Below are 22364 nucleotides of genomic sequence, written 5' to 3' on the forward strand. Positions count from 1 at the left end.
GCCGGTGCCGGCGGCAAGGTGATCCGGTTCGACAACCACGAACCGCTGACCTATGGCAAGGACGGCTATGCAAACCCGTTCTTTATCGCCTACGCTCCGGGCGTTGAGCTGAAGGAGGCCTGATGTCTGTTCTGATCGCCATTCCCGCCCGCTACGCCTCGACCCGCTATCCGGGCAAACCGCTGGTGCCGCTGACCGGGGCCACTGGCAACGCCATGACCCTGATTGAAAGGTCCTGGCGCGCGGCCTGTTCGGTCTCGGGCGTCGACAAGGTGGTTGTCGCCACCGATGACGACCGCATCCGCGAGGTGGCCGAAGGATTCGGCGCCGAAGTGGTGATGACCTCGGAAACCTGCGGCAACGGCACCGAACGCTGCGCCGAGGCCCATGAGGTACTGGGCGCAGGGTATGACATCGTGGTCAACCTGCAGGGCGACGCGCCGCTGACCCCGCACTGGTTTGTCGAAGATCTGGTTGCCGGTCTGCGCGCGGCCCCCGATGCCGGTGTGGCCACGCCGGTTCTGCGCTGCGACGGCGACGCCCTGAACAGCCTGCTGAACGACCGCAAGAATGGCCGCGTCGGTGGCACCACGGCCGTTTTCGCCGCTGACAACAGCGCCCTGTATTTCTCGAAAGAGGTCGTCCCCTATACCGCCGAAACCTATGGCGGAGACGACGCGACCCCGGTCTTTCACCATGTCGGCGTCTATGCCTATCGCCCCGATGCGCTGGCCGCCTATCCCGCATGGCCCGCTGGCCCGCTGGAAAAGCTGGAAGGGCTGGAACAGCTGCGCTTCATGGAAAACGGCCGCACCGTTCTGTGCGTCGAGGTCGAGGCCAAAGGCCGCCAGTTCTGGGAGTTGAACAACCCGCAGGACGTCCCCAAGCTCGAGGAAATGATGGCCGCGATGGGGTTGGAGTGAGGTCTTCGCCCCAACCAACGCAAGCCTGACGGCAGGTCCGTGCACATTTTTAGTCAGGAATAATAGATGACCAACATTCTTGTAACCGGCGGCGCTGGATATATCGGATCGCACGCCTGCAAGGCGCTGGCGCAAGCTGGTTATACGCCGGTAACCTATGACAATCTGGTCACCGGCTGGCAGGACGCAGTGAAATTCGGCCCGTTCGAACAGGGCGACCTGCTGGATCGCGCCCGGCTGGACGAGGTCTTTGCCAAGTACCAACCCGCCGCCGTGATGCATTTCGCCGCCCTCAGCCAGGTGGGTGAGGCGATGTCCGAACCCGGCAAATACTGGTCCAACAACGTCACCGGATCGCTGTCCCTGATCGAGGCCGCCGTCGCCGCAGGCTGCCTGAACTTCGTGTTCTCATCGACCTGTGCCACCTATGGCGAGCACGACAATGTGGTGCTGGACGAAGACACGCCGCAGGAACCGCTGAACGCCTATGGTGCCTCGAAACGAGCCATCGAGGATATCCTGCGCGATTTCCAGGCCGCGCATGGGCTGAACCACGTGATCTTCCGCTATTTCAACGTCGCCGGGGCCGACCCCGAGGGCGAGGTGGGCGAATTCCACCGTCCCGAGACCCATCTGGTGCCGCTGATGCTGGACGCCATCGACGGCAAGCGCGACGGGCTGACCGTGTTCGGCACCGACTACGACACTCCGGACGGCACCTGTATCCGTGACTATGTGCATGTCTGCGATCTTGTTGACGCCCATGTGCTGGGCCTGAACTGGCTGGAACAGGGCAAGGGCAGCCGGGTGTTCAACCTAGGCACCGGTTCGGGCTTTTCGGTGATGGAGGTGATCGGCCATTCCAAAGCCGTCACCAACCGCGAGGTGCCCTATTCCATCGGCCCCCGCCGCGCCGGGGATTGCACCAAGCTGGTCTCGGGCTCGGTCCGCGCCGGGGAAGAGTTGGGCTGGACGCCGAAAAGGTCTACGCTGGAGACGATGATCGGCGATGCCTGGCGCTGGCATCAGAACGGCAATTACGAGAAGTGAGCCGAAAGTGACCCATCCCGCAACCGATATGCTTCCCCCCATCGGATGGGTGCAGCAATACCGGTTGCGGCTGAAACGTCGGCGGCTGCTGTGGCGATCCTTTCGCAGCCGCCACCAGCTGGCTTGCCTGAACGATCAGACCGCGCAGATCAGACCCGGCGCGGTTCTGGCCTTCACCACCCTGCGCAATGAAATCACCCGGCTGCCGTGGTTCTTTCACCATTACCGCGCGCTGGGGGTAGATCACTTTCTGATCGTGGATAACGGCAGCGATGACGGTTCAGCCGAATTTCTGCGCAGCCAGCCGGATGTGTCGCTGTGGCAGACCCCTGCCAGCTATCGCGCCGCTCGCTACGGGCTGGATTGGCTGACCTGGCTGCAAATGCGCTATGGGTCCGGTCACTGGACCCTGATGGTGGATGCCGATGAACTGCTGATCTATCCCGAGTACGATAGAAAATCGCTGCACGACCTGACCGCCGAGCTGGACCAGCAAGGCCGCACCGGTTTTGGCGCGCTGATGCTGGACCTCTATCCCAAAGGCCCGCTGGGCATGCAAAGCTATGACCCCGAGACCGACCCGACCGAGGTTCTGAACTGGTTCGATCCCGGCCCCTATCGGGCACAGCGGCAAAGCCCGCTGGGCAATCTGTGGGTACAGGGCGGCGCGCGCGAGCGTATGTTCTTTGCCGATCGACCGCGTCACTCACCGACGCTAAACAAAATCCCTCTGGTCCGGTGGTCGCGGCGCTATGCCTTTGTGAACTCGTGCCATTCCGCCCTGCCCCGGCACCTGAACGCGACCTATGACGGGCCGGACGGTGCGATCCCGGCGGGCGTGCTACTACACACCAAATTCCTGCCTGAAGTAGTCGGCAAATCGAAGATCGAGAAAGCGCGGCGCCAGCATTTCCACGATCCCGACCAGTTTGCGACCTATTATGATTCCATCGCCAACGGCCCCGACATGTGGACCCCCCGATCGGTCCGCTATGAGGGGTGGGAACAGCTGCAGCAGTTGGGGCTGATGGGGAAAGTTTGCTGAAAAGCCGCATATGTGACTAACGACTTTTAAAGGCGTTGCCACGAAAGATGCAAAGGTGGCATAAATCGGCAATTGCCCGGCACCACTCTGGATCATCCAGCCCCCGGGTATGCTCGCGTAACAAAAAGGGCAGAGCAACCGCGTGAGCCTGTTGGATTCATACCGGATGAGATTGCGGCGCAAGCGTCGCCTTGCGCGTTGCCTGCTGAAACGGCGGCAGCTGACGCCGGTGACCGACAAGACCGCCAATATCCGACGCGGCGACGTGTTGTTGATGAGTGTGCTGCGGAACGAAAAAATCCGCCTGCCCTATTTCATGGACTATTACCGCAAGCTGGGCATCACCCATTTTCTGTTCGTCGACAATGACAGCGATGACGGTTCGCGCGAGTATCTGGCCAGTCAGCCCGACGCCTCGGTCTGGCACGCACGGGCCAGCTACAAACGGGCCTCGTTCGGGCTGGACTGGTCGAACTACCTGCTGCGCAAATACGCGCATGGACATTGGGTTCTGACCGTCGATCCGGATGAGTTCTTCATCTACCCGTTCTGCGACACCCGCCCGATCCGCGCCCTGACCGACTGGCTGGACGGCTGTGCGGTGCGCAGTTTCGGCACCATGCTGATCGACATGTATCCGCAGGGACCGGTGGACGCGGAACCCTATCGCGCTGGGCAGGACCCGTTTCAGATCGCCCGCTGGTTCGATTCCGGCAACTACATGATCACGAAGAACCCGGATTACGGAAACCTGTGGATTCAGGGCGGTCCGCGCGCCCGTGTGTTTTTCCGCGACACCCCCTCGAAGGCGCCGGCGCTGAACAAGATCCCGCTGGTCAAATGGGACCGGCGCTATGTCTATGTCAGCTCGACCCATTCGCTGCTGCCGCGCGGGTTGAACCAGGTCTATGACGAATGGGGCGGCGAAAAGACCAGCGGCGCGTTGCTGCACGCCAAGCTGATCAGCACGCTGGGCGAAAAAGCCCGGGAAGAGATGCTGCGCCGCCAACATTTCCGCCGCTCGGGCGAATACCGGGCCTATGCCGAGGGATTGGAGGATCAACCGGTATTCTGGTGCGACCGGTCCGAGAAATTCATCAACTGGCGGCAGCTTGAGATTCTGGGCCTTATGTCGAAAGGAAACTGGGCATGAGCCGCCTGGGCGTCATCATGCTGGTCCACACGGCGCTGCACCGGGCCGGACAGGTGGCGCGGCACTGGACCGCTGCGGGATGCCCGGTGGTGATCCATGTGGACCGCAAAGTGCCCGCTCGGGTCTATTCCGAATTCGTCACCTCTTGCGCCGACGATCCTCTGATCCGGTTTTCCGACCGCCATGTCTGCGAATGGGGTGGGTGGGGCATCGTTGCCGCCTCGCAATCCGCAGCGGAAATGATGCTGAACACCTTTCCGGACGTGCATCATGTCTATCTGTCTTCGGGTGCCTGCCTGCCGTTGCGTCCGGTGGAAGAACTGACCGGATATCTTGCGGACCGGCCCCGCGTCGATTTCATCGAAAGCGCCACCACCGCCGATGTCAGCTGGACCATTGGCGGGCTGGATCATGAACGGTTCACCCTGCGGTTTCCGTTTTCCTGGCGCAAGAACCGCAAATTGTTCGATGCCTATGTGAAGCTGCAGCGCGCCACCGGCATGCGCCGCAAAATCCCTGATGGGCTGGTGCCCCATATGGGCAGCCAGTGGTGGTGCCTGAGCCGCCAGACCCTCTCGGCCATTCTGCAGGACCCCAGGCGACAGACCTATGACCGCTATTTCCGGCGTGTCTGGATTCCGGATGAAAGCTATTTCCAGACGCTGGCGCGGCTGTATTCCACCCATATCGAAAGCCGGTCCCTGACCCTGTCCAAATTCGACTATCAGGGGCGGCCGCATATCTTCTATGACGACCATCTGCAGCTGCTGCGGCGGTCCGACTGTTTTGTGGCGCGGAAAATCTGGCCGCACGCGGACCGGCTGTATCAATCCTTTCTGACCGATCAGAACAGCGCCATGCGGCCGGCCGAGCCCAATCCGGGCAAGATCGACCGCGTATTCTCGAAAGCGGTCGAGCGCCGGACCCGCGGGCGCGACGGACTGTATATGCAAAGCCGCTTTCCCCGCCACGGCAGCGAAAACGGGCTGACCTCATTCCCCTATTCGGTGTTTCAGGGCTTTGCCGAACTGTTCGAAGGGTTCGAGCCGTGGCTGGCGGAAACCACCGGCGCGCGGGTGCATGGACATCTGTTCGGCCCCGAGCGAGCCGAATTTGCCGACGGCGAAACGATCACCAACGGGGCCCTAAGCGATTGCGCCGTTCTGCGGGATTACAATCCGACGGCCTTTGTCTCGAACCTGATCTGGAACACCCGAGGCGAGCGGCAGTGCTTTCAGTTCGGCCCGGCGGACACCCAGCAGATCAACTGGTTTCTGGCCCGCGACAGGAACGCGCAGATCTCGGTCATCACCGGCGCCTGGGCGATCCCGCTGTTTCGGTCAAACAAAAACTTCGCCGACATCCGAAATGAGGCCGCCCGCCTGCAGCAGATCGAAACCAAACAGCTTGAGGTTCTGAACTCGGTCTGGACCAAGGCGCAGGTGCGCACCTGGTCGCTGGCAGAGTTTGTCGAATCTCCGATGGAGCCCCTGCAGACGGTGATCGAGGAAATCGGCACCCCGCGCACCAGCCATCTGACCGAGGCGCCGATGATGGTGGATCTTTCGGGCTTCGGCAAGTTCCTGCAAAACCTCAAGAACCAGGGTATGCACCCTTATCTGATGGGCGATTTTCCCTCCGATGACGTGTTTGGCGCGCGCAGCCGGCCGTTCAAGAAACCCTATCTGGTGCAATAGCCCGTGATGACTACCCGTTTTGACTATTTCATCATCCTTGCCGCGATGCGTACCGGGTCCAACCTGCTGGAGTTCAACCTGAACGCACTGGACGGCGTCACCTGTCATGGTGAGGCGTTCAACCCGCATTTCATCGGCCGCCTCAAATCCGACAGCCTGCTGGACGTGACGCTTGAGGAACGGGATGACGACCCGATGAAACTGGTTCAGGCGATCCGGTCCGCGCCGGGTGAGATCAACGGGTTTCGGTTCTTTCAGGGACACGATCCCCGTATATTAGAGCCTGCTTTGTCCGACCCTCGCTGTGGCAAGATCATCCTGACGCGCAATTCGCTGGACAGCTATGTTTCGCTGAAAATCGCGCGCGAGACCAAGCAGTGGCAGCTGAAGAACATCAAGCGCCGCCGCGAGGCGCAGGTTGAATTCGAAGCGCAGGAATTCGAAAAATACCTGGACCAGCAGCAGGAGTTTCAACTGCTGTTGCTCAACGCGCTTCAAACCACCGGGCAGACCGCGTTTTACATCGCCTATGACGATCTGACCAATCCGGAGGTTCTGAACGGGCTGGCCGCCTGGCTGGGGGTTTCGTCCCGGCTGACCTCAATCGACGACACGATCAAGCCGCAGAATCCCGAACCGGCCCTGTCAAAGGTGACAAATCCCGCAGAGGCCGAGCAGGCGCTGGCCCGGATCGACAGTTTCAACCTGCACCGCACCCCGAATTTCGAGCCCCGGCGCGGGCCTGCGGTTGCCGCCTATGTCACGGCACCTGACACGGCGCTGATGTACCTGCCGATCCGCAGCGGGATCGAGGGACCGGTGACACAGTGGCTGGCCGATCTGGATGCGGTCGGTACCGACCAGCTGATCACCAATCAGAACCGTAAACAGACGCGGCGCTGGCTGCAGACCCATCCGGGGCATCGCAAGTTCACCGTGCTGCGGCACCCTCTGGCGCGGGCGCATTCGGCTTTTTGTTCCTATATTCTCAGCACCGAACCCGGCGCCTATCTGAAAATCCGCAACATGCTGCGCAATCGGTTCAAGATTCCGATCCCCGGCCAGCTGCGCCAGGACAATTATTCGCGCGATCAGCATCATCAGGCGTTTTCGGCCTTTCTTACCTTTCTGCGGCAAAACCTGGCCGGACAGACGCCGGTGCGGGTGGATGGGGTATGGTGCAGTCAATCTCAGGTGCTTGCGGGGATGGCATCCTTTGCGTTTCCCGACCTGATCCTGCGCGAGGATGAAATCACCGCCGCGCTGCCGGATTTGGCGCGCCGGATGGGGCATGACCAGCCGCCGACCCCCGGTCCAAGCGCACCGGATGTCCCGTTCACGCTGGCCGAGATTTATGACGACACGCTCGAAGCGCTGGCGGTCGATGCCTACCAGCGCGACTATATGCAATTTGGGTTTGGGCCGTGGAAACCGCTTACGGGCGCAGCGTGATCAGCGTGCCCCGGTTCACCATCGCATAGATCTCTTCGATCTCTTCATTTTTGACGGCGATGCAGCCGGCGGTCCAATCCGGCGTCTTTTTGGCGCGTTTCAGTTCCGACCGTTTTTTCGGCTGGCCGTGAATGAATATGTCGCCACCCGGATCAACGCCAGCCGCCTTGGCCTGCGCGATGTCATTCGAGTTCGGATAGGAAATCCCCAGCGACAGGTGATAGCGGCTGTTGGGGTTGCGGCGGTCGATCAGGTAGCTGCCCTCGGGCGTGCGGCCATCGCCGCGCTTGGTCTTCGTGCCATTCGGCGCAAAGCCCAGATCAACCTTGTATTCCTTGAGGATGGTTTGATTGTGCAGAAGATACAGCTTCCGCGCGCCCTTGTTGATGACCAGAGAGGTCACCTCGGGGCCATCATAAGTCAGAAATCGTGGGCTGGCCGAGGCACAGGCCGAAAGACCCAGCGTTGCCATCGCGCCCAATCCAAATGCTCGACGATCCATGTTTCACTGCCTGCTCTTTTTTTTCTGCATTATGCCAGAAATCGGGAAAACTGAAATCACTTTTTGCTGTGTGATTGCTCGGTCAGGCGGCGCTCGATGCTTTCCAGCCGTTCCAGCACCTCGTCACGATAGGCGTCGGTTTTCACCTCATCCTCGGCGTGATGTGCGTCCTGCATCGAGTTCACGATCAGGCCCACCAGCAGGTTTACCACCGCAAAGGTGGTGACCATGATGAACGGCACGAAAAACACCCAAGCGTAGGGATACACCTCCATAACAGGACGCACGATGCCCATCGACCAGCTTTCCAGCGTCATGATCTGGAACAGCGTATAGGCCGATTGGCCCAAATCGCCGAACCATTCCGGGAACGAGCCCGAGAACAGCTTGGTCGAGATCACCGCACCGATATAGAACAGAATCGCCATCAGCAGGAACACGCTGGCCATGCCCGGCAGGGCCGAGATGAAGCCCTCGACCACGCGGCGCAGGCGGGGCGCCACCGATATGACGCGCAGCACCCGCAGAATCCGCAGCGCCCGCAGCACCGACAATCCGCCCGCGCTGGGGATCAGGGCGATGCCGACAACGATGAAATCAAAGACGTTCCAGCCGTTCAGGAAGAACCGCCGCCCTGTTGCCAGCAGTTTCATCGCGATCTCGGCCACGAAGATGGTCAAGCAGATGCTGTCCAGCGTCACGATCAGAGGGCCGGCGGCCTCCATCAGGGTGGGGGATGTCTCCATCCCCAGCAAAATGGCGTTGAAGATGATAACCCCGGTGATGAACCGGCCAAAGATGGGATGTTCAATGATGCCCAGCAGGCGTTGATTGAATCCCATAGTGATTTTCTCCTGTGTGCTCATGCTGCGGACCCCAAGACAAACCGTGCGGCCAATTCCGTGTGTGATGACCATCGAAATTGGTCCACCACCTGTACCCATTCAAGGGTGTAGCCCGCGTTAACCAGCGTTTTTGCGTCCCGCGCGAAGGTGACCGGGTTGCACGAAACATAGGCAATCACCGGACGCTGCGCCTGCGCCAGTTCTACAATTTGCGCCTCGGCCCCGGCGCGGGGCGGGTCGATGACCACGGCATCGAAGTTTTTCAACTCATCGGGCATCAAGGGTCGGCGGAAGAGGTCGCGCGCCTCGGTCGTGACGCGCTTGAGGCCTTGTGCACGGCGCCAGCCCTGATCCAGAGCGTCGGTCATCGCGGCCTCACCTTCCACCGCGTGAACCTCGGCGGTTTCGGCAAGGGGTAGCGAGAACGTTCCGCTGCCCGCGAACAGGTCAACAACCCGCTTTGCGCCCTGCGTGGCTTGCAAAACTGCCTGTAACAGAGCCTGTTCTCCGTCTTTCGTCGCCTGCAGGAACGCGCCCGGTGGCGGAACAACTCCGGCCGCTCCGAATTGCTGCACCGGAGGCTGCCGCATGGCGATCACCTCTCCATCCCAGCTGAGCCGGGCCAGCCCGTGTTTCTCGGTCGCCTGCGCCAGCGCCAGTTCCAGCGGGCCGTCCAGCGGCTTGCCTCCTTTGACGGCCACATCCAGCCCGCCTTCGGAAAGGGTCAGCGTCACGGCCAGCACGCCCTTGCGGCTGCCACCCAGCAGCGCGAGCGCCTCGGCCACCGGGATGGCGGCGATCAGCACGGGGTCCAGCAGGTGGCAGTCGGGAATTTCTGTGATCGTGTCCGAGGCGCGGCCATGAAATCCGGCCAGTGCGCCCTTTTTTGTCCGCCGCACCGCAATCGTTGCCCGGCGACGGGACCGGTCCGGTGAGGTGTGAATGGGCCGCATCGGGGCATCGAGCCCCTGCGCGGCCAGCGCGTTGCGCACCACCGAAACCTTCCAATCAGCCACGAAATCATCTGCAGCGTGCTGCAGCTGACATCCGCCGCAGGCCTTATAATGGCGGCACAGCGCATTGATCCGCTGGTCCGAGGGTGTTTCGACTCGGATATCGGTCAACAACTGGCCAACCAACGTGCCGCTGACCACCTCTCCCGGCAGGGTGCGGGGTGCGTAAACGGGACCGTCGGCGATGCCGTCGCCCTGATGGCCCAGACGGGTTATGGTGAACTGCTGCGTCATGGGGGGCCTGATACCGGGGCTTTGCGCACAACAAAACCCCCGAGAGCGTTATTCCGCCGCTTCTGCCTGAATGAACCCGCCGGACTGGCGATGCCAGAACCGGGCATAGAGCCCACCTTGCTCCAACAGCGCATCATGGGTGCCGGTTTCAACGATGCGCCCCTGATCCAAAACGATGATCCGGTCCATTTCGCTGAGCGTCGACAGGCGGTGCGCAATCGCCAGCACGGTTTTGCCCTGCATCACCCGATGCAATGCCGCCTGGATCGAGGCCTCGACCTCGGAATCCAGCGCCGAGGTCGCCTCATCCAGCACCAGAATCGGCGCATCCTTCAGAATGGCACGCGCCAGGGCAATTCGTTGCCGCTGTCCGCCGCTGAGTTTCACGCCGCGCTCGCCCAGATGCGCGTCATAACCCGTGCGGCCATGGGCGTCCTGCAGGCTGAGGATAAACTCATGCGCTTCTGCCTTTTGGGCGGCGGCAATCATCTCGTCCTCGGACGCATCGGGGCGGCCATAAAGGATGTTCTCACGCGCTGAGCGGTTGAACATCGCGGTTTCCTGCGTGACCATGCCGATCTGCCCGCGCAAACTGTCCTGCGTCACTTGGCTGACATCCTGCCCATCAATGCGAATTGCGCCTTTTTCCCCGTCATAGAGCCTGAGCAGCAGCGACACCAAGGTGGATTTCCCCGCCCCCGAGGCGCCAACAATGCCCAGCTTTTCACCTGGATGTACGGTCATGGTGACATCGGACACACCCCCCACATCACGCCCATAAGCAAAGCTGACATGGTCGAAATCAATCTGTCCTGTCGTCACCTTCAGCGCCGTGGCATCCCCGGCATCTTCAACCCGATCGCGCTTGGCAAGTGTTTTCATCCCGTTTTCGATCTCACCCACATTGGCATAAAGCCCCATCAGCGTGAAACTGACCCAGCCGGTCATCTGCGAAACCCGGATCGAGATTGCGCCCGCCGCCACGATATCCCCCGCCGTGGCGATGCCGTTGCGCCACAGCAGCAACGTCGCGCCAATCAAAAGAACCGGCAGAACGCCGGCCAGCACCATCAGGATAAAGCGGAAGCTGGCAGAGAGTTTGCCGAAGGCCAGCATCTTTTCCCGCAGATCGACCATCGAGTTCCGCGCGGCCTGATCCTCGAACGCGGAATGCGCGAACAGCTTGACGGTTTTAATGTTGGTGATGGTATCGACCACCTGCCCCGATACCATCGCCCGCGCCCCGGCCCGTGCCGAAGACCGCACGCGAATGCGCGGCAGATACCAGCGGATCAGCAGGAAATAGACCGCCAGCCAACCGGCAAAAGGCAGGATCACCAGCGGATGAATAGACCCTAACAAAAGCAAAGATCCCGCAAGCGAGGCCAGAGCAAACACAATCGCGCTGATCGTTTCCGACACTACCGAGGCCATCGCGTTCGAGGTCTGCATCTGTTTTTGCGCGATCCGGCCTGCGAAATCGTCATCGAAATAAGTGACCGACTGGCCCAGCGTCCAGCGGTTCAGCCTGGCCAGAACCAGCGGCGGGATGTTGGGCATGACGACATAGTTGTTCGAAAACGCCGAAAACCCGAAAAACACCGGGCGCAGCAGCATGAAGAACGCCGCCACGCCGAGGATCGTCCACAGGCTGCTGCCGGTCAGGATGCCTTCGGGTCCGCTCTCGGTTGCCAGATCGATCACAAGGCCAAGCATCCAGGCGGTGCCAGCCTCCATCGCGCCTGCCGTGGCCGAGAAAAAGGCCGCGACGAAGATCATCGGCCAGGCCCCCGACAGGCACCAGCGAATAAACGCCCCCAGCGTTTGCGGCGGGGGCGTTTCAGTGTTCTTGAACGGATCGATCAGGTCGGCAACCTTCATTCCGCGGCCTCCGGGTTCAGGAAGCCCCCAGATTGCCGCGCCCAGAACTGGGCGTAAAGCCCGCCATGCGCCAATAGCTGCGAATGGCCGCCCTGTTCCACGATGCGGCCTCCATCCATGACCAGAATGCGATCCATCTGGGCAATGGTGCTCAGCCGGTGGGCAATGGCGATTACGGTTTTACCTTGCATCATGCCGTAGAGGGTCTCCTGAATCGAGGCTTCGACCTCGGAGTCTAGGGCGGATGTCGCCTCATCCAACAACAAGATCGGCGCGTTTTTCAGAATGACCCGCGCCAGCGTCACCCGCTGCCGCTGCCCGCCCGACAATTTCACACCGCGTTCGCCCACATGCGCATCATAGCCGGTGCGCCCCTGCGGGTCTTGCAGATCAAGGATGAACTCATGCGCTTCGGCCTGTTTGGCGGCAGCGATCATCTGCGCTTCGGTCGCGTCGGGACGGCCATAAAGGATGTTGTCCCGCACCGAACGATGCAGCAGCGCGCTGTCCTGTTGCACCATGCCGATATGGCCGCGCAAACTGTCCTGCGTGACCTGCGCGATGTTCTGACCGTCAATCAGGATGGCGCCTTGTTCGACGTCGTAAAACCGCAAAAGCAGCTTTACCAGGGTCGATTTACCGGCCCCGGACCGCCCGATCAGGCCGATCTTTTCGCCCGGCTGGATCGTCAGGTTGATGTGATCCAGACCGCCCGTTTTGCGCCCGTAGTGATGCGACAGATCACGGATGTCGATCTGGCCACTGCTCAGCTGCAGGGGCTGGGCACCCGGCGCATCCAGCAGGTCGATGGGCTGGGCAATGGTCTGCATCCCCTCAGCCACGACGCCAAGTTCGCGAAAGAAACTGGTCAGCGCCCACATGATCCAACCGGTCATCGCATTCAGCCGCAAGGTCAACGCCGTCGCCGCCGCGACCACCCCGACCGAGGCGCTTCCCTGCATCCACAGCACAATCGCCCAACCGACAACGCCCACAATCAGCAACCCGTTCAGCGTGACCAGAACGATATCCATGATGGTGAAAATCCGCATCTCGATCTGGAAGGTGCGGCGGGTTTCTTCGATCGCTTCGCGGGCATAGTCCAGTTCTTGAGCGTCATGGGCGAACATCTTGACCGAGTGAATGTTGGTATAGCTGTCCACCACACGCCCCGTCACCGCTGAACGCGCGTCTGAGGCCGCCTGCGACGCCGGACCAACGCGCGCCACCGTCCAGCGCACCAGCAAACCGTAAAGCACCAACCAGATCAGCAGTGGCAACAACAGGCGCGGATCAGCCGCCATCAGCAGGATCGCCGCCCCGATCAGATAGGCGATCGAAAAGGAAATGGCGTCAAACACCTGAAACACCGCCTCACCCGCAGCGGGCGGCGTTTGCATGATCCGGTTGGCGATGCGACCGGCAAAATCGTTTTCAAACCAGCCCACCGATTGCCGCAGAACGTGCTTATGCGCGCGCCAGCGGATCAGGGTGCCAAAGTTCGGCAGGATCGTGTTGTTCAGCAGCAGCACATCGACCACATGCAGCATCGGGCGCAGCAGCAATACAAAGACCGCCACCAGGATCAGCTCGGTGCCATGCGCCTGCCAGACCTCGGCAGGCGGCCCGGACAGCAGGTCAACGACGCGACCCATGTAATAGATCAGCCCGACCTCGACCGCCGCAACGATGACCGAGATCAGCGCCGCCCAGAAGAACACCCGCATGAACGGCCGGGAATAATCCAGCATGAACGGCCACAGCCGCGTCGGCGGCGTGTCGGTTTCTTCATAGGCAACAAAAGGGTCAACGAGGTTTTCGAAATAGCGAAACATGGAGGGTGCTCCGATTGAGCAGGAAAATTCAGGACGTGCGAAAACAGATGGCGCCAGAACACCACCCTTACGGGTCAAAGTGTTCCGGCCTTAGCCGAACCAGATCCCGTAGTACATTCGCATGCCTCCCTCCAAATCAGGTAACACGCGAACGTAACCACACTATTCTTTATTTGTCATCCCTTTTTGAGACTTCGTCTCAGCCGCCCAGCAGGTCTTCGCGGGTCAGGGAAAAGCCCGAGGCGATCCATCGGGCTTCAAGCTCGGCCAGTTTCTTGCCCAGCGCGGGGCCGGCGAAACCGGGGATGAGGTCAGCGGCCTGAACCGGAAAATCGGCAGCGGCCCCTTTGCGCAAATCCTGCCGCATGTCCTCGGACCAGGGCTGTTCCAGAAAGGCGCAGCGTAGCAGGGTTTCATGCATCCCGCCCTTTTCGCCATAGCGAAAGCCCAGTTCGGCAATGCTGGCGGTGCCTGAGGCCTCATCCCGCATCCGGGTCAGCCGCTGCAACTGGGCCTTGCTCAGGCGCAGGGTTTTGGCGATCTCGGGCGTGACGATGGCGGCCAGACGGCGGATTGGCTCGGGCGCGGCCCCGGCTTGGTGTTCCAATGCGACCAGAGGCGCCAGTGATCGATCCTCGGCTCCCGGAACCAACCGCGCCAGCACGCCAGCCTGACGCATGGCTGCGACCGAGGGCGCGGGGTCTGGCGCGCTCAGCAGTTTCAGCAGCTCGGCTCCGACCCGTTCGCGGGACAAACCGGCCAGACCGTCCAGATTGGCGGCAATCGCCGCCAACGCATCCGGATCAAACCCGGCCTCGGCATCTCCATACCAGGCATGGAACCGGAAATAGCGCAGCGAGCGCAGGTAATCCTCGCGAATGCGGTTTTCGGCGGTGCCGATGAACCGCACCCGCCGCGCCTGCAGGTCCGGCAAACCGTTCAGCAGGTCCAGCACGGTGCCGTCAGGCCGGGCATAGATTGCGTTCATGGTGAAATCGCGGCGCGCAGCGTCTTCTTCGACCTTTTCTGAAAAGGCCACCACGGCCCGGCGCCCGTCGGTTTTCACATCGCGGCGAAAGGTGGTGATCTCATGCGGGGCACCGCCGCTGACCACGGTGATAGTGCCATGCTCGATCCCGGTGGGAATGGCCTTGAGGCCCGCCGCCTGCGCCAGTTCCATCACCCGCTCGGGGTGGGCATCGGTGGCAATGTCGATATCCGAGACCGGCGCGCCCAGCAGCGCGTTTCGAACGCAGCCGCCCACAAACAGCGCCTGCGCCCCGGCCCCGGTCAGGGCCGCGCAAACCTTTTGAGTAGCCGGATCAGACACCCAGCTTTCCGAAATCTGCGTCATTCACTCACCCGCGCTGCCAACCCCCGCAACATCCGGGCCGTCGCGCCCCAGATGTAATAAGGACCGAACGGCACGGTGTAATAGTACCTTTTGTGACCCCGCCAGCGGCGCGATTCAACGATATAATTCGCAGGGTTGAGCACATGTGCAAGCGGAACCGAGAACACCTCGTCAACCTCACCCGGTTCCGGGATCAGCTGGAACGGCGCCCGCAGGATCGCCACCACCGGTGTCACGGTGAATGAGGTGACGGTCTCATGGGTCGGCAGGTGCCCCAATATCTCGGGCAGGTCGGGCGGCAGGCCGATCTCCTCCTGCGCCTCACGCAGGGCGGTGGCGGTGACATCCGCGTCGCCCTCATCCTGTTTGCCGCCGGGAAACGCGATCTGGCCGGGATGGTGTTTCAGCGCCGAGGAGCGTTTGGTCAGGATCAGCCGCGGCGTGCCGGTCGCAACCGAGATCGGCACCAGCACGCCCGCCGGGCGCAGTTTGCGGCCAGCAGGCAGAACGGTTTCCGGGTTCAGGTCGAAATCGCTCGAGCCGGGACCGGGGCGGCTAAGCACCGCCCGCAGCTGTTCGGTTGGATCAGGCGTCGTCCGCATCAAAGCCGACCGAGCCCGGTTCCAGCACGTAATGGGCACCACAGAACTGGCAGTCGGCGGTCACCTTGCCCTCGGGCGTGGTCATCTTTTCGATGTCCTTGGCCGAATAGATCGACAGGCTTTGCCGCACGCGGTCCTCGGAACAGGTGCAGCCGAACTGCACCGGCTGCGCGTCATAAACCCGCGGCTGTTCCTCGTGAAACAGGCGGACCAGCAGATCGGTGGGAGCCACCGATGGCCCGATCAGTTCCAGTTCCTCGACCGTATCCAGCAGGATATTGACGCGGCCCCAGTTTTCACCCTCTTCGCCGTCCACCAGGTCTTCGGCGGTGAGGATTTGGCCCTCACCCTCGCTGTTCGCCACAAAGGGCGATGCTTTGGGCATGTGCTGCAGCATGACCCCACCGGCGCGCCAGTGTTCGCCAACGCCCGGCTCGGTCGATTTACCGAAGCTCAGCGAGAAGCGGGTGGGCAGCTGTTCGGACTGCGCAAAATACGCCTCGGCGCAGGCCGAGATCGACCCACCGGCCAGCGGGGTGATCCCCTGATAAGGCTGCGAGCCCTTGCCCTGGTCGATCATGATGGCGAAATAGCCCTCACCCACCTGATCGAACGGTGCGCCATCGGTCAGGCGCTCGCGGTCGAAGCTGGCATAGGCGCGGATGCGGGCCGGTTCGCCCTCTTGCTTGGGCGCATAATAGTCGGTCGCGATCATGCGCACCGGGCCCTTGGACTGAACCTGTAGCGACAGTTTCCAGCGCAGCGAAATGGTCTGGCCGATCAGCGCGGTCAGCAGGGCCATCTCGGCCACCAGCGCCTCGACCTTTTCCGGATAATCATGCTGTTTCAGGATGCCGTCGAGCACCCCATCCAGACGGGCCACGCGGCCGCGCATATCCGATACATCAAGTTGAAAGGGCAGGACGGTATCGTCCCACGCGATTTTCGTTCCAAGAGACATGGGGTTTCCTTACACGCCACAGGTTGGCATACCGCCAGCATATAGGTCGAACAATTCGGGTTGTAAGGGGCCATACATGATCAGACGGTTCGGTGAAACCCCGCAAGCGGGGCAGAAATACATCAGACGCGTGGGTGTTTATGCATTATTGCCACGTGGCCGGCACCTTTTGCTGACCTGCCAGATGGAGCCCGGCCCCGATCTGCAACTGCCCGGCGGCGGGATCGACCCGGGCGAATCACCCGTGACCGCCCTGCACCGGGAGGTGTTCGAGGAAACCGGCTGGCTGGTTGCCAATCCCCGCCGTATCGGCGCGTTCCGGCGGTTCACCTTCATGCCCGAATACGATCTGTGGGCTGAAAAGGTCTGCCTGATCTACCGCGCCCGCCCCGTGCGCCGCATCGGCCCGCCGACCGAGCCGTTTCACGAGGCGTTGTGGATGGATACCGCAGATGCCTGTCAAATGCTGGGCAATGCCGGTGACCGCCACTTTGCCAGCCAACATCTGAACGCCCTTTAAGGTCCGTCATATTCAAAGAACACGGCAGACACGTCGTCATCCATGCCGCTGCCGGGGGCCATGACCTGTGTCAGGCGCCAGAACATGTCGTCCAGAAACTCGGTTCCGCTGCGGCCGGGCGCACACTCGACAGCCATCTGGCGCAGGCCGTCTTCCTCCAGCAATCCGCCCCCCTCCAGGCCGCATTCGGTAAAGCCGTCCGAATACAACAGCAGCTTGTCGCCGGGCTGCAGATAGGTTTCGATCTGCTGAAACGAAACATCCGACAGTAACCCGATGGGCAGCCCGCCTTCGCCCAGAAATTCGGTACGGCCGTCGTGGCGCAGCACCAGCGGATGCGGATGCCCGGCCTGCACCATCTTCAGATGCCCGTTGCGCAGGTCGACGATGGCGTAAACCATGGTGAAATACTCCTCGACCCCCGCATCCGCCATCAGGCGGCAATTGAGCATCTCGGCCACCTGTTCGGGCGGCAGCAGCGCGTAGAATTTGTCGAACCGCTTTTCCATCGCCACGTTCTGTTCGAAATGCTTGCTGGACAGATAGCCGCCCAGCCGCGCCGTCATCATCGCCGAGGTGATGCCATGACCCGACACATCGATGCTGTAGAACCCCAGCCGGTTAACCCCGGGTGAGAACATCCCCACCAGATCGCCGCCGATATGACCGCAGGGTTTCAGCAACATGCTGACCCGCGACTTGCCGAATTCACGCGTCAGTTCCGGCACCAGCGAATCCTGAATTTTCCGGGCCTGCATCAGGTCCTTGTCGATGGCGTCATGCGCCACGCGCAGCTCTTCCAGCGCGGTTTCGATCATCCGGTTCTTCTCGGACAGCTCGCGCTGCATGTCCAGGATACGCGCCCCGGCCGAAATGCGCGCGCGCAGTTCATCCGCCTCAAGCGGTTTGATCAGAAAATCGTCGGCGCCGGCATCCAGACCCTTTGCCACCTCCTGCTTTTCACTTTTCGAGGTCAGCAGGATGAAATAGCTGTACTGCTCACTGTCCAGCGCCCGGAACGCGCGGCAAAACTCCAGCCCGCTCATCCCCGGCATGACCCAGTCACTGACCACCAGATCCGGGGGGGTGGTCTGGCAGATCTCGATCGCGACGTCACCGCTGTCGGCCTCAAGCACGTCAAAGCCCCATTTTTTCAGCGAGGCCACCAGAATCCGCCGTTGCAGGCGGCTGTCATCGACGACAAGCACCTTTTGGATCGCGCCAAAATCCAGCTCTGTCCTGGCCTCTGCCTGACTGCCTTCTGCCACTTGTACCCTCTGCACTGCGACCATACTGAACGCACCGACCCTAGCGCGCGGCGGTTTAACATCCCGTGAAGGCGTTCTGTTGGCGTTGCTTAACCCCCTCTTTACCGGCCTTGGGCTACGCAGGTCATGTCGCGATATGTGTGGAGGCGCCGAACATGATCGACTGGTCCAGGGTCAGACAGCTGCGGGATGAGGTGGGCGCAGATGAGTTTGACGAGGTGGTGCAAATCTTTCTGGACGAGGTGCAGGAAACCATCGAACGGGTGCACCGGGACGCAACCCGGACCGAGTTCGAGCAGAACATGCATTTCCTCAAGGGCAGCGCGCTGAGCCTTGGGTTCAACCGCTTCTCAAGCCTGTGTCAGGATGCCGAGCGCAACGCCGCCGCAGGAAAAGCGGCCGATGTCGATCTGCCCGCGATCCTGAAAACCTATGACGACTCTCGCGCCGTGTTCCTGACTGACAAGGCCGCCAACCTGACCTAGATCACGAACTGCGCCAGTGTCTCGTCTTCGGTAATGTCGGTGTAGGTGAAGCCGGCCTCATCCAGATGCGCAAACAAGCGAGCGAAGTTCTCAGGCTTGCGGGTTTCGATACCGATCAGGACCGAGCCGAAATTGCGCGCCGATTTCTTCATGTATTCGAACCGGGCAATGTCGTCCTCGGGGCCGAGAATGCCCAGAAACTCTTTCAACGCGCCGGGACGCTGCGGCAGGCGTAGGATGAAGTACTTTTTGACGCCGGAATAACGTTGTGCCCGCTCCTTGACCTCGGGCAGACGTTCGAAATCGAAATTGCCGCCCGAGGTGACACAAACCACGGTCTTACCACGGATAAAGCTCTGAATATCGCCCAGCGCCTCGATCGCCAGCGCACCGGCGGGCTCCAACACGATGCCTTCGACATTCAGCATCTCGATCATGGTGGTGCAGATGCGATCTTCGGACAGAACATACACGTCGGACAGATGCCGATCCTTCAACAGCGCGAACGGTTTCGCTCCGATTTTCCCCACTGCCGCGCCATCGACAAAGTTGTCCACCTGATCCAGCGCCACCGGATGCCCCGTCGCCATCGCCGCGTGCAGGCAGGCCCCGCCCTTGGGTTCGACAAACAGGCAATGGGTCCGGTCCCCGAACCATGTCGCCACGCCCGAGGACATGCCGCCCCCGCCCACTGGCAGGATCACGTGATCGGGCAGACCGCCCAGTTGCGCCTCGATCTCAACCGCCAAGGACGCCTGCCCTTCGATCACATCCTCATCGTCGAAGGGTGACAGGAAATGCCCGCCCTGCTGTGCGCACCACGCTTGGGCCGCGGCCAGAGTGTCGTCGAAATAGTCGCCGATCAGGTGGATCTCGATATTGTCGCCACCAAAGATGCGGGTTTTCTGGATTTTCTGCTGCGGCGTCGTCACCGGCATGAAGATCACACCCTTAACGCCCAGATGCTTGCACATATAGGCTACGCCCTGTGCGTGGTTGCCCGCGCTGGCGCAGACGAACAAGTCCTGCCCCTGCTGCTTGCGCATGGCGTTGAACGCGCCACGGATTTTATACGACCGCACCGGGCTGAGGTCTTCCCGCTTGAGCCAGATATCGGCCCCGTAACGATCAGACAGATGGGCGTTGCGCTGCAGAGGCGTAGCCGGAAACACAGAGCGCATCGCCTGTTCGGCAGCGCGGGCGCGGGTCATGAAATCAGTCATGGCCCGTTCACTGGCCGATCCTGACTAAAAGAGCAAGGAATACATATGTGTACGCGGGTCAGGCGAGTTCACGTTTTTCGATGAAGACGCCGTACATAGTGGTCCAAATACTGACATATATTAATGAGAAGAACAATTGCACCAGAACTTCTGTGGCTATCGAAAACGCAGGAAGTGTGATGGCGACACCACCGATAACAGCTGAGGTGAGCAACATCCCAAAAATTTGAATGATTGCCAAAAACAGCAAGGTTCCGATTTTGCCACTAGTCAGTTTGATTACGTCTTTTATTTTCAATACTTGACCTATCGCGGTTGCTGGAAACGCTAGGCCCAAACGGAAGACAACAAAGAACGAGATAAAGGCCGAAACAAGTGGTGGCAGGTTCAGGACTGCACGCGGCGCCAATGACGCGTTCGTCAGGAATACCAATACTACCAGCAGTGCCAAACTGACCGAGAAAGACACTAAGAAAGCAATCGCTATAACCTTCATACCCTGCGTAAAGTATTGAAGAATATAGTTGGTTTTCAGGGGCGGTATCCATCCGCGCGGATACTCCTCCAGCAACACAAATCTGTGCCAGGCCACAAATATCCATATGATAACAAAAAGGTTGGCGACGACTATCAATAGAAATCCAATTTGTGAGACAACGCTCATCGCGGCGATCCAATCTACCCAGGATTGGTTCTCAACCTGAGTTCCGCGAGATTCAAAAAACAAAAAGGTGGCAATCGCGACTACTGTCGAGGGTATCAAACCGATGCGAATTGCTTGACGCCAGTTGCGAAAAACCATCCGCACCGAATGCACAAAAATCTGCCAACCCAACATCCGAAAACCGCCCTCTCAACCGTTCCTTGTTCTCTTTGCACCCGTTTCACCGCAATTCCCACGCCTCGTCAACGCAGATAACTTGCCCCCGCTTTCAAAACCCGTTAGGGGCCAAGCGTTCTACGCATAAGGGGAAGTCAGATGTCCGCGCCCAAGAAAGTTGTTCTGGCCTATTCCGGTGGCCTTGATACCTCGATCATCCTGAAATGGTTGCAGACCGAGTATGGCTGTGAGGTCGTGACCTTTACCGCCGATCTGGGTCAAGGTGAGGAACTGGAGCCCGCCCGCAAGAAGGCCGAGCTGCTGGGGATCAAGCCCGAGAACATCTATATCGAGGATATCCGCGAAGAGTTCGTCCGCGATTTCGTCTTCCCCATGTTCCGTGCAAACGCGCAGTACGAAGGCCTGTACCTGCTTGGCACCTCGATCGCGCGTCCGCTGATTTCGAAACGTCTGGTCGAGATTGCCGAAGAAACCGGTGCCGATGCCGTCGCCCACGGCGCGACCGGCAAGGGCAATGACCAGGTGCGGTTCGAACTGGCGGCCTACGCACTGAACCCCGACATCAAAGTGATTGCGCCCTGGCGTGAATGGGACCTGACCAGCCGCACCAAGCTGCTTGAATTTGCCGAACAGAACCAGATTCCGATTGCCAAGGACAAACGCGGTGAGGCTCCGTTCTCGGTCGATGCCAACCTGCTGCACACCTCGTCCGAGGGCAAGGTTCTGGAAGACCCCGCCGATATGGCACCCGATTATGTCTATCAGCGCACCGTCCACCCCGAGGACGCCCCGAACGAGCCCGAATTCATCGAAATCGGCTTTGAAAAAGGCGACCCGGTCAGCATCAATGGCGAGGCGATGAGCCCCGCAACCATCCTGACCAAGCTGAACGAATATGGCGGCAAGCACGGCATTGGCCGTCTGGACCTGGTCGAAGGCCGTTTCGTCGGTATGAAATCGCGCGGCATCTATGAAACTCCGGGCGGCACCATCCTGCTGGAAGCCCACCGCGGTATCGAGTCGATCACCATGGACCGCGGCGCGATGCACCTGAAAGACCAGCTGATGCCGCAATATGCGGAACTGATCTATAACGGTTTCTGGTACAGCCCCGAGCGTGAGATGCTGCAGGCCGCGATCGACAAGTCGCAAGAACATGTCACCGGCACCGTCAAGGTGAAACTCTACAAGGGTCTGGCCTCAACCGTGGGCCGCTGGTCGGATCACTCGCTGTACTCCGAGGCGCACGTGACCTTTGAAGAAGACGCCGGTGCCTATGACCAAACAGACGCAGCGGGCTTCATCCAGCTGAACGCGCTGCGCCTGAAGCTGCTGGCCGCACGGGACAAGCGCCTGAAATAAAGGCTCTGCCGCACGAAAAAGTTGAATTGACCGGTCGGGTCGCAACTTTGCCGCAGAATTGCCCAGTTGGTTGAACACACAGAACGGGTCGGCCCTGCAAAGGTTCGGCCCGTTTTTC

Annotated in this window: 20 protein-coding genes and 1 pseudogene; 10 read left to right on the forward strand and 11 right to left on the reverse strand. The window is 60.7% G+C overall.

Annotation, left to right across the window (positions count from 1 at the left end; translation table 11 throughout):
• From ACR0NT_RS15505 to ACR0NT_RS15535, 7 genes and pseudogenes are all read left to right on the forward strand, one after another.
• A pseudogene (locus ACR0NT_RS15505) lies at nucleotides 1-123 on the forward strand (3'(2'),5'-bisphosphate nucleotidase CysQ); the annotation flags it as partial.
• Nucleotides 123-923, forward strand: a complete 801-nt coding sequence (locus ACR0NT_RS15510; RefSeq protein ID WP_170444649.1) for a 3-deoxy-manno-octulosonate cytidylyltransferase family protein — start codon at nucleotides 123-125, stop codon at nucleotides 921-923. The pseudogene ACR0NT_RS15505 and the gene ACR0NT_RS15510, both read left to right, overlap by 1 nt.
• 66 nt (nucleotides 924-989) lie before the next feature.
• The gene (gene galE / locus ACR0NT_RS15515) at nucleotides 990-1973 is read left to right on the forward strand and encodes a UDP-glucose 4-epimerase GalE (RefSeq protein ID WP_170672626.1); all 984 of its coding nucleotides are present in this window, start codon (nucleotides 990-992) and stop codon (nucleotides 1971-1973) included.
• A 7-nt stretch (nucleotides 1974-1980) separates the two neighbouring features.
• The gene (locus tag ACR0NT_RS15520) at nucleotides 1981-3018 is read left to right on the forward strand and encodes a glycosyltransferase family 2 protein (RefSeq protein WP_480443333.1); all 1038 of its coding nucleotides are present in this window, start codon (nucleotides 1981-1983) and stop codon (nucleotides 3016-3018) included.
• A 166-nt stretch (nucleotides 3019-3184) separates the two neighbouring features.
• Complete coding sequence (locus tag ACR0NT_RS15525) at nucleotides 3185-4171, forward strand: glycosyltransferase family 2 protein (protein WP_170673290.1); 987 nt, start codon at nucleotides 3185-3187, stop codon at nucleotides 4169-4171.
• The gene (locus ACR0NT_RS15530; protein WP_170672623.1) at nucleotides 4168-5868 is read left to right on the forward strand and encodes a DUF5927 domain-containing protein; all 1701 of its coding nucleotides are present in this window, start codon (nucleotides 4168-4170) and stop codon (nucleotides 5866-5868) included. The genes ACR0NT_RS15525 and ACR0NT_RS15530 overlap by 4 nt, the downstream gene beginning before the upstream one ends.
• A gap of 6 nt (nucleotides 5869-5874) precedes the next feature.
• Nucleotides 5875-7320, forward strand: coding sequence for a nodulation protein NodH (locus ACR0NT_RS15535; protein WP_170444661.1), 1446 nt, complete (start codon nucleotides 5875-5877; stop codon nucleotides 7318-7320).
• Here ACR0NT_RS15535 and ACR0NT_RS15540 read toward each other — a convergent pair.
• From ACR0NT_RS15540 to hslO, 8 genes are all read right to left on the reverse strand, one after another.
• On the reverse strand, nucleotides 7304-7822 hold the full coding sequence (locus ACR0NT_RS15540; RefSeq protein ID WP_170444665.1) for a L,D-transpeptidase family protein: 519 nt from the start codon (nucleotides 7820-7822) through the stop codon (nucleotides 7304-7306). The two genes, ACR0NT_RS15535 and ACR0NT_RS15540, sit on opposite strands and share 17 nt — an antisense overlap.
• Before the next feature lie 56 nt (nucleotides 7823-7878).
• Complete coding sequence (locus ACR0NT_RS15545) at nucleotides 7879-8664, reverse strand: ion transporter (RefSeq protein WP_170444668.1); 786 nt, start codon at nucleotides 8662-8664, stop codon at nucleotides 7879-7881.
• A 20-nt stretch (nucleotides 8665-8684) separates the two neighbouring features.
• Nucleotides 8685-9914 carry a class I SAM-dependent methyltransferase gene (locus ACR0NT_RS15550; protein ID WP_170672621.1) on the reverse strand — a complete coding sequence of 410 codons (1230 nt, stop codon included), beginning with the start codon at nucleotides 9912-9914 and terminating at the stop codon, nucleotides 8685-8687.
• 48 nt (nucleotides 9915-9962) lie between these two features.
• Nucleotides 9963-11795, reverse strand: a complete 1833-nt coding sequence (locus ACR0NT_RS15555) for an ABC transporter ATP-binding protein (RefSeq protein WP_170672619.1) — start codon at nucleotides 11793-11795, stop codon at nucleotides 9963-9965.
• The gene (locus ACR0NT_RS15560; protein ID WP_170672617.1) at nucleotides 11792-13630 is read right to left on the reverse strand and encodes an ABC transporter ATP-binding protein; all 1839 of its coding nucleotides are present in this window, start codon (nucleotides 13628-13630) and stop codon (nucleotides 11792-11794) included. The genes ACR0NT_RS15555 and ACR0NT_RS15560 overlap by 4 nt, the downstream gene beginning before the upstream one ends.
• A gap of 199 nt (nucleotides 13631-13829) precedes the next feature.
• Entirely contained in the window at nucleotides 13830-14984 is a 1155-nt protein-coding gene (locus tag ACR0NT_RS15565; RefSeq protein WP_170672615.1) for a CCA tRNA nucleotidyltransferase, read from the reverse strand.
• Nucleotides 14981-15586 (reverse strand): CoA pyrophosphatase, encoded by a 606-nt coding sequence (locus tag ACR0NT_RS15570; protein WP_170444683.1) that lies wholly within the window; start codon nucleotides 15584-15586, stop codon nucleotides 14981-14983. Before ACR0NT_RS15570 ends, ACR0NT_RS15565 begins: the two co-directional genes overlap by 4 nt.
• Entirely contained in the window at nucleotides 15570-16547 is a 978-nt protein-coding gene (gene hslO, locus ACR0NT_RS15575; RefSeq protein ID WP_170444686.1) for an Hsp33 family molecular chaperone HslO, read from the reverse strand. Before hslO ends, ACR0NT_RS15570 begins: the two co-directional genes overlap by 17 nt.
• 76 nt (nucleotides 16548-16623) lie before the next feature.
• Between hslO and ACR0NT_RS15580 the strand changes: the two genes are divergently transcribed.
• Entirely contained in the window at nucleotides 16624-17067 is a 444-nt protein-coding gene (locus ACR0NT_RS15580) for an NUDIX hydrolase (protein ID WP_170444689.1), read from the forward strand.
• On the opposite strand, the gene ACR0NT_RS15585 is transcribed toward ACR0NT_RS15580, so the two are convergent.
• Nucleotides 17064-18359, reverse strand: a complete 1296-nt coding sequence (locus tag ACR0NT_RS15585) for a SpoIIE family protein phosphatase (RefSeq protein WP_170672613.1) — start codon at nucleotides 18357-18359, stop codon at nucleotides 17064-17066. The genes ACR0NT_RS15580 and ACR0NT_RS15585 overlap by 4 nt on opposite strands.
• 131 nt (nucleotides 18360-18490) lie before the next feature.
• Here ACR0NT_RS15585 and ACR0NT_RS15590 point away from each other — a divergent pair, with 131 nt between their 5' ends.
• A complete protein-coding gene (locus ACR0NT_RS15590) occupies nucleotides 18491-18820 on the forward strand; it encodes an Hpt domain-containing protein (protein WP_170672611.1) in 330 nt (109 codons plus the stop codon).
• On the opposite strand, the gene ilvA is transcribed toward ACR0NT_RS15590, so the two are convergent.
• Together ilvA and ACR0NT_RS15600 are read right to left on the reverse strand one after the other, a co-directional pair.
• Nucleotides 18817-20043 carry a threonine ammonia-lyase IlvA gene (ilvA, locus tag ACR0NT_RS15595; protein ID WP_170672609.1) on the reverse strand — a complete coding sequence of 409 codons (1227 nt, stop codon included), beginning with the start codon at nucleotides 20041-20043 and terminating at the stop codon, nucleotides 18817-18819. The two genes, ACR0NT_RS15590 and ilvA, sit on opposite strands and share 4 nt — an antisense overlap.
• Nucleotides 20044-20101: 58 nt before the next feature.
• On the reverse strand, nucleotides 20102-20881 hold the full coding sequence (locus ACR0NT_RS15600; RefSeq protein WP_170672607.1) for a hypothetical protein: 780 nt from the start codon (nucleotides 20879-20881) through the stop codon (nucleotides 20102-20104).
• A gap of 141 nt (nucleotides 20882-21022) precedes the next feature.
• Between ACR0NT_RS15600 and ACR0NT_RS15605 the strand changes: the two genes are divergently transcribed.
• Nucleotides 21023-22246 carry an argininosuccinate synthase gene (locus ACR0NT_RS15605; protein WP_170444704.1) on the forward strand — a complete coding sequence of 408 codons (1224 nt, stop codon included), beginning with the start codon at nucleotides 21023-21025 and terminating at the stop codon, nucleotides 22244-22246.
• The last annotated feature ends 118 nt before the right edge of the window (nucleotides 22247-22364 follow it).

It is taken from the genome of Ruegeria sp. AB10 (assembly GCF_056542745.1).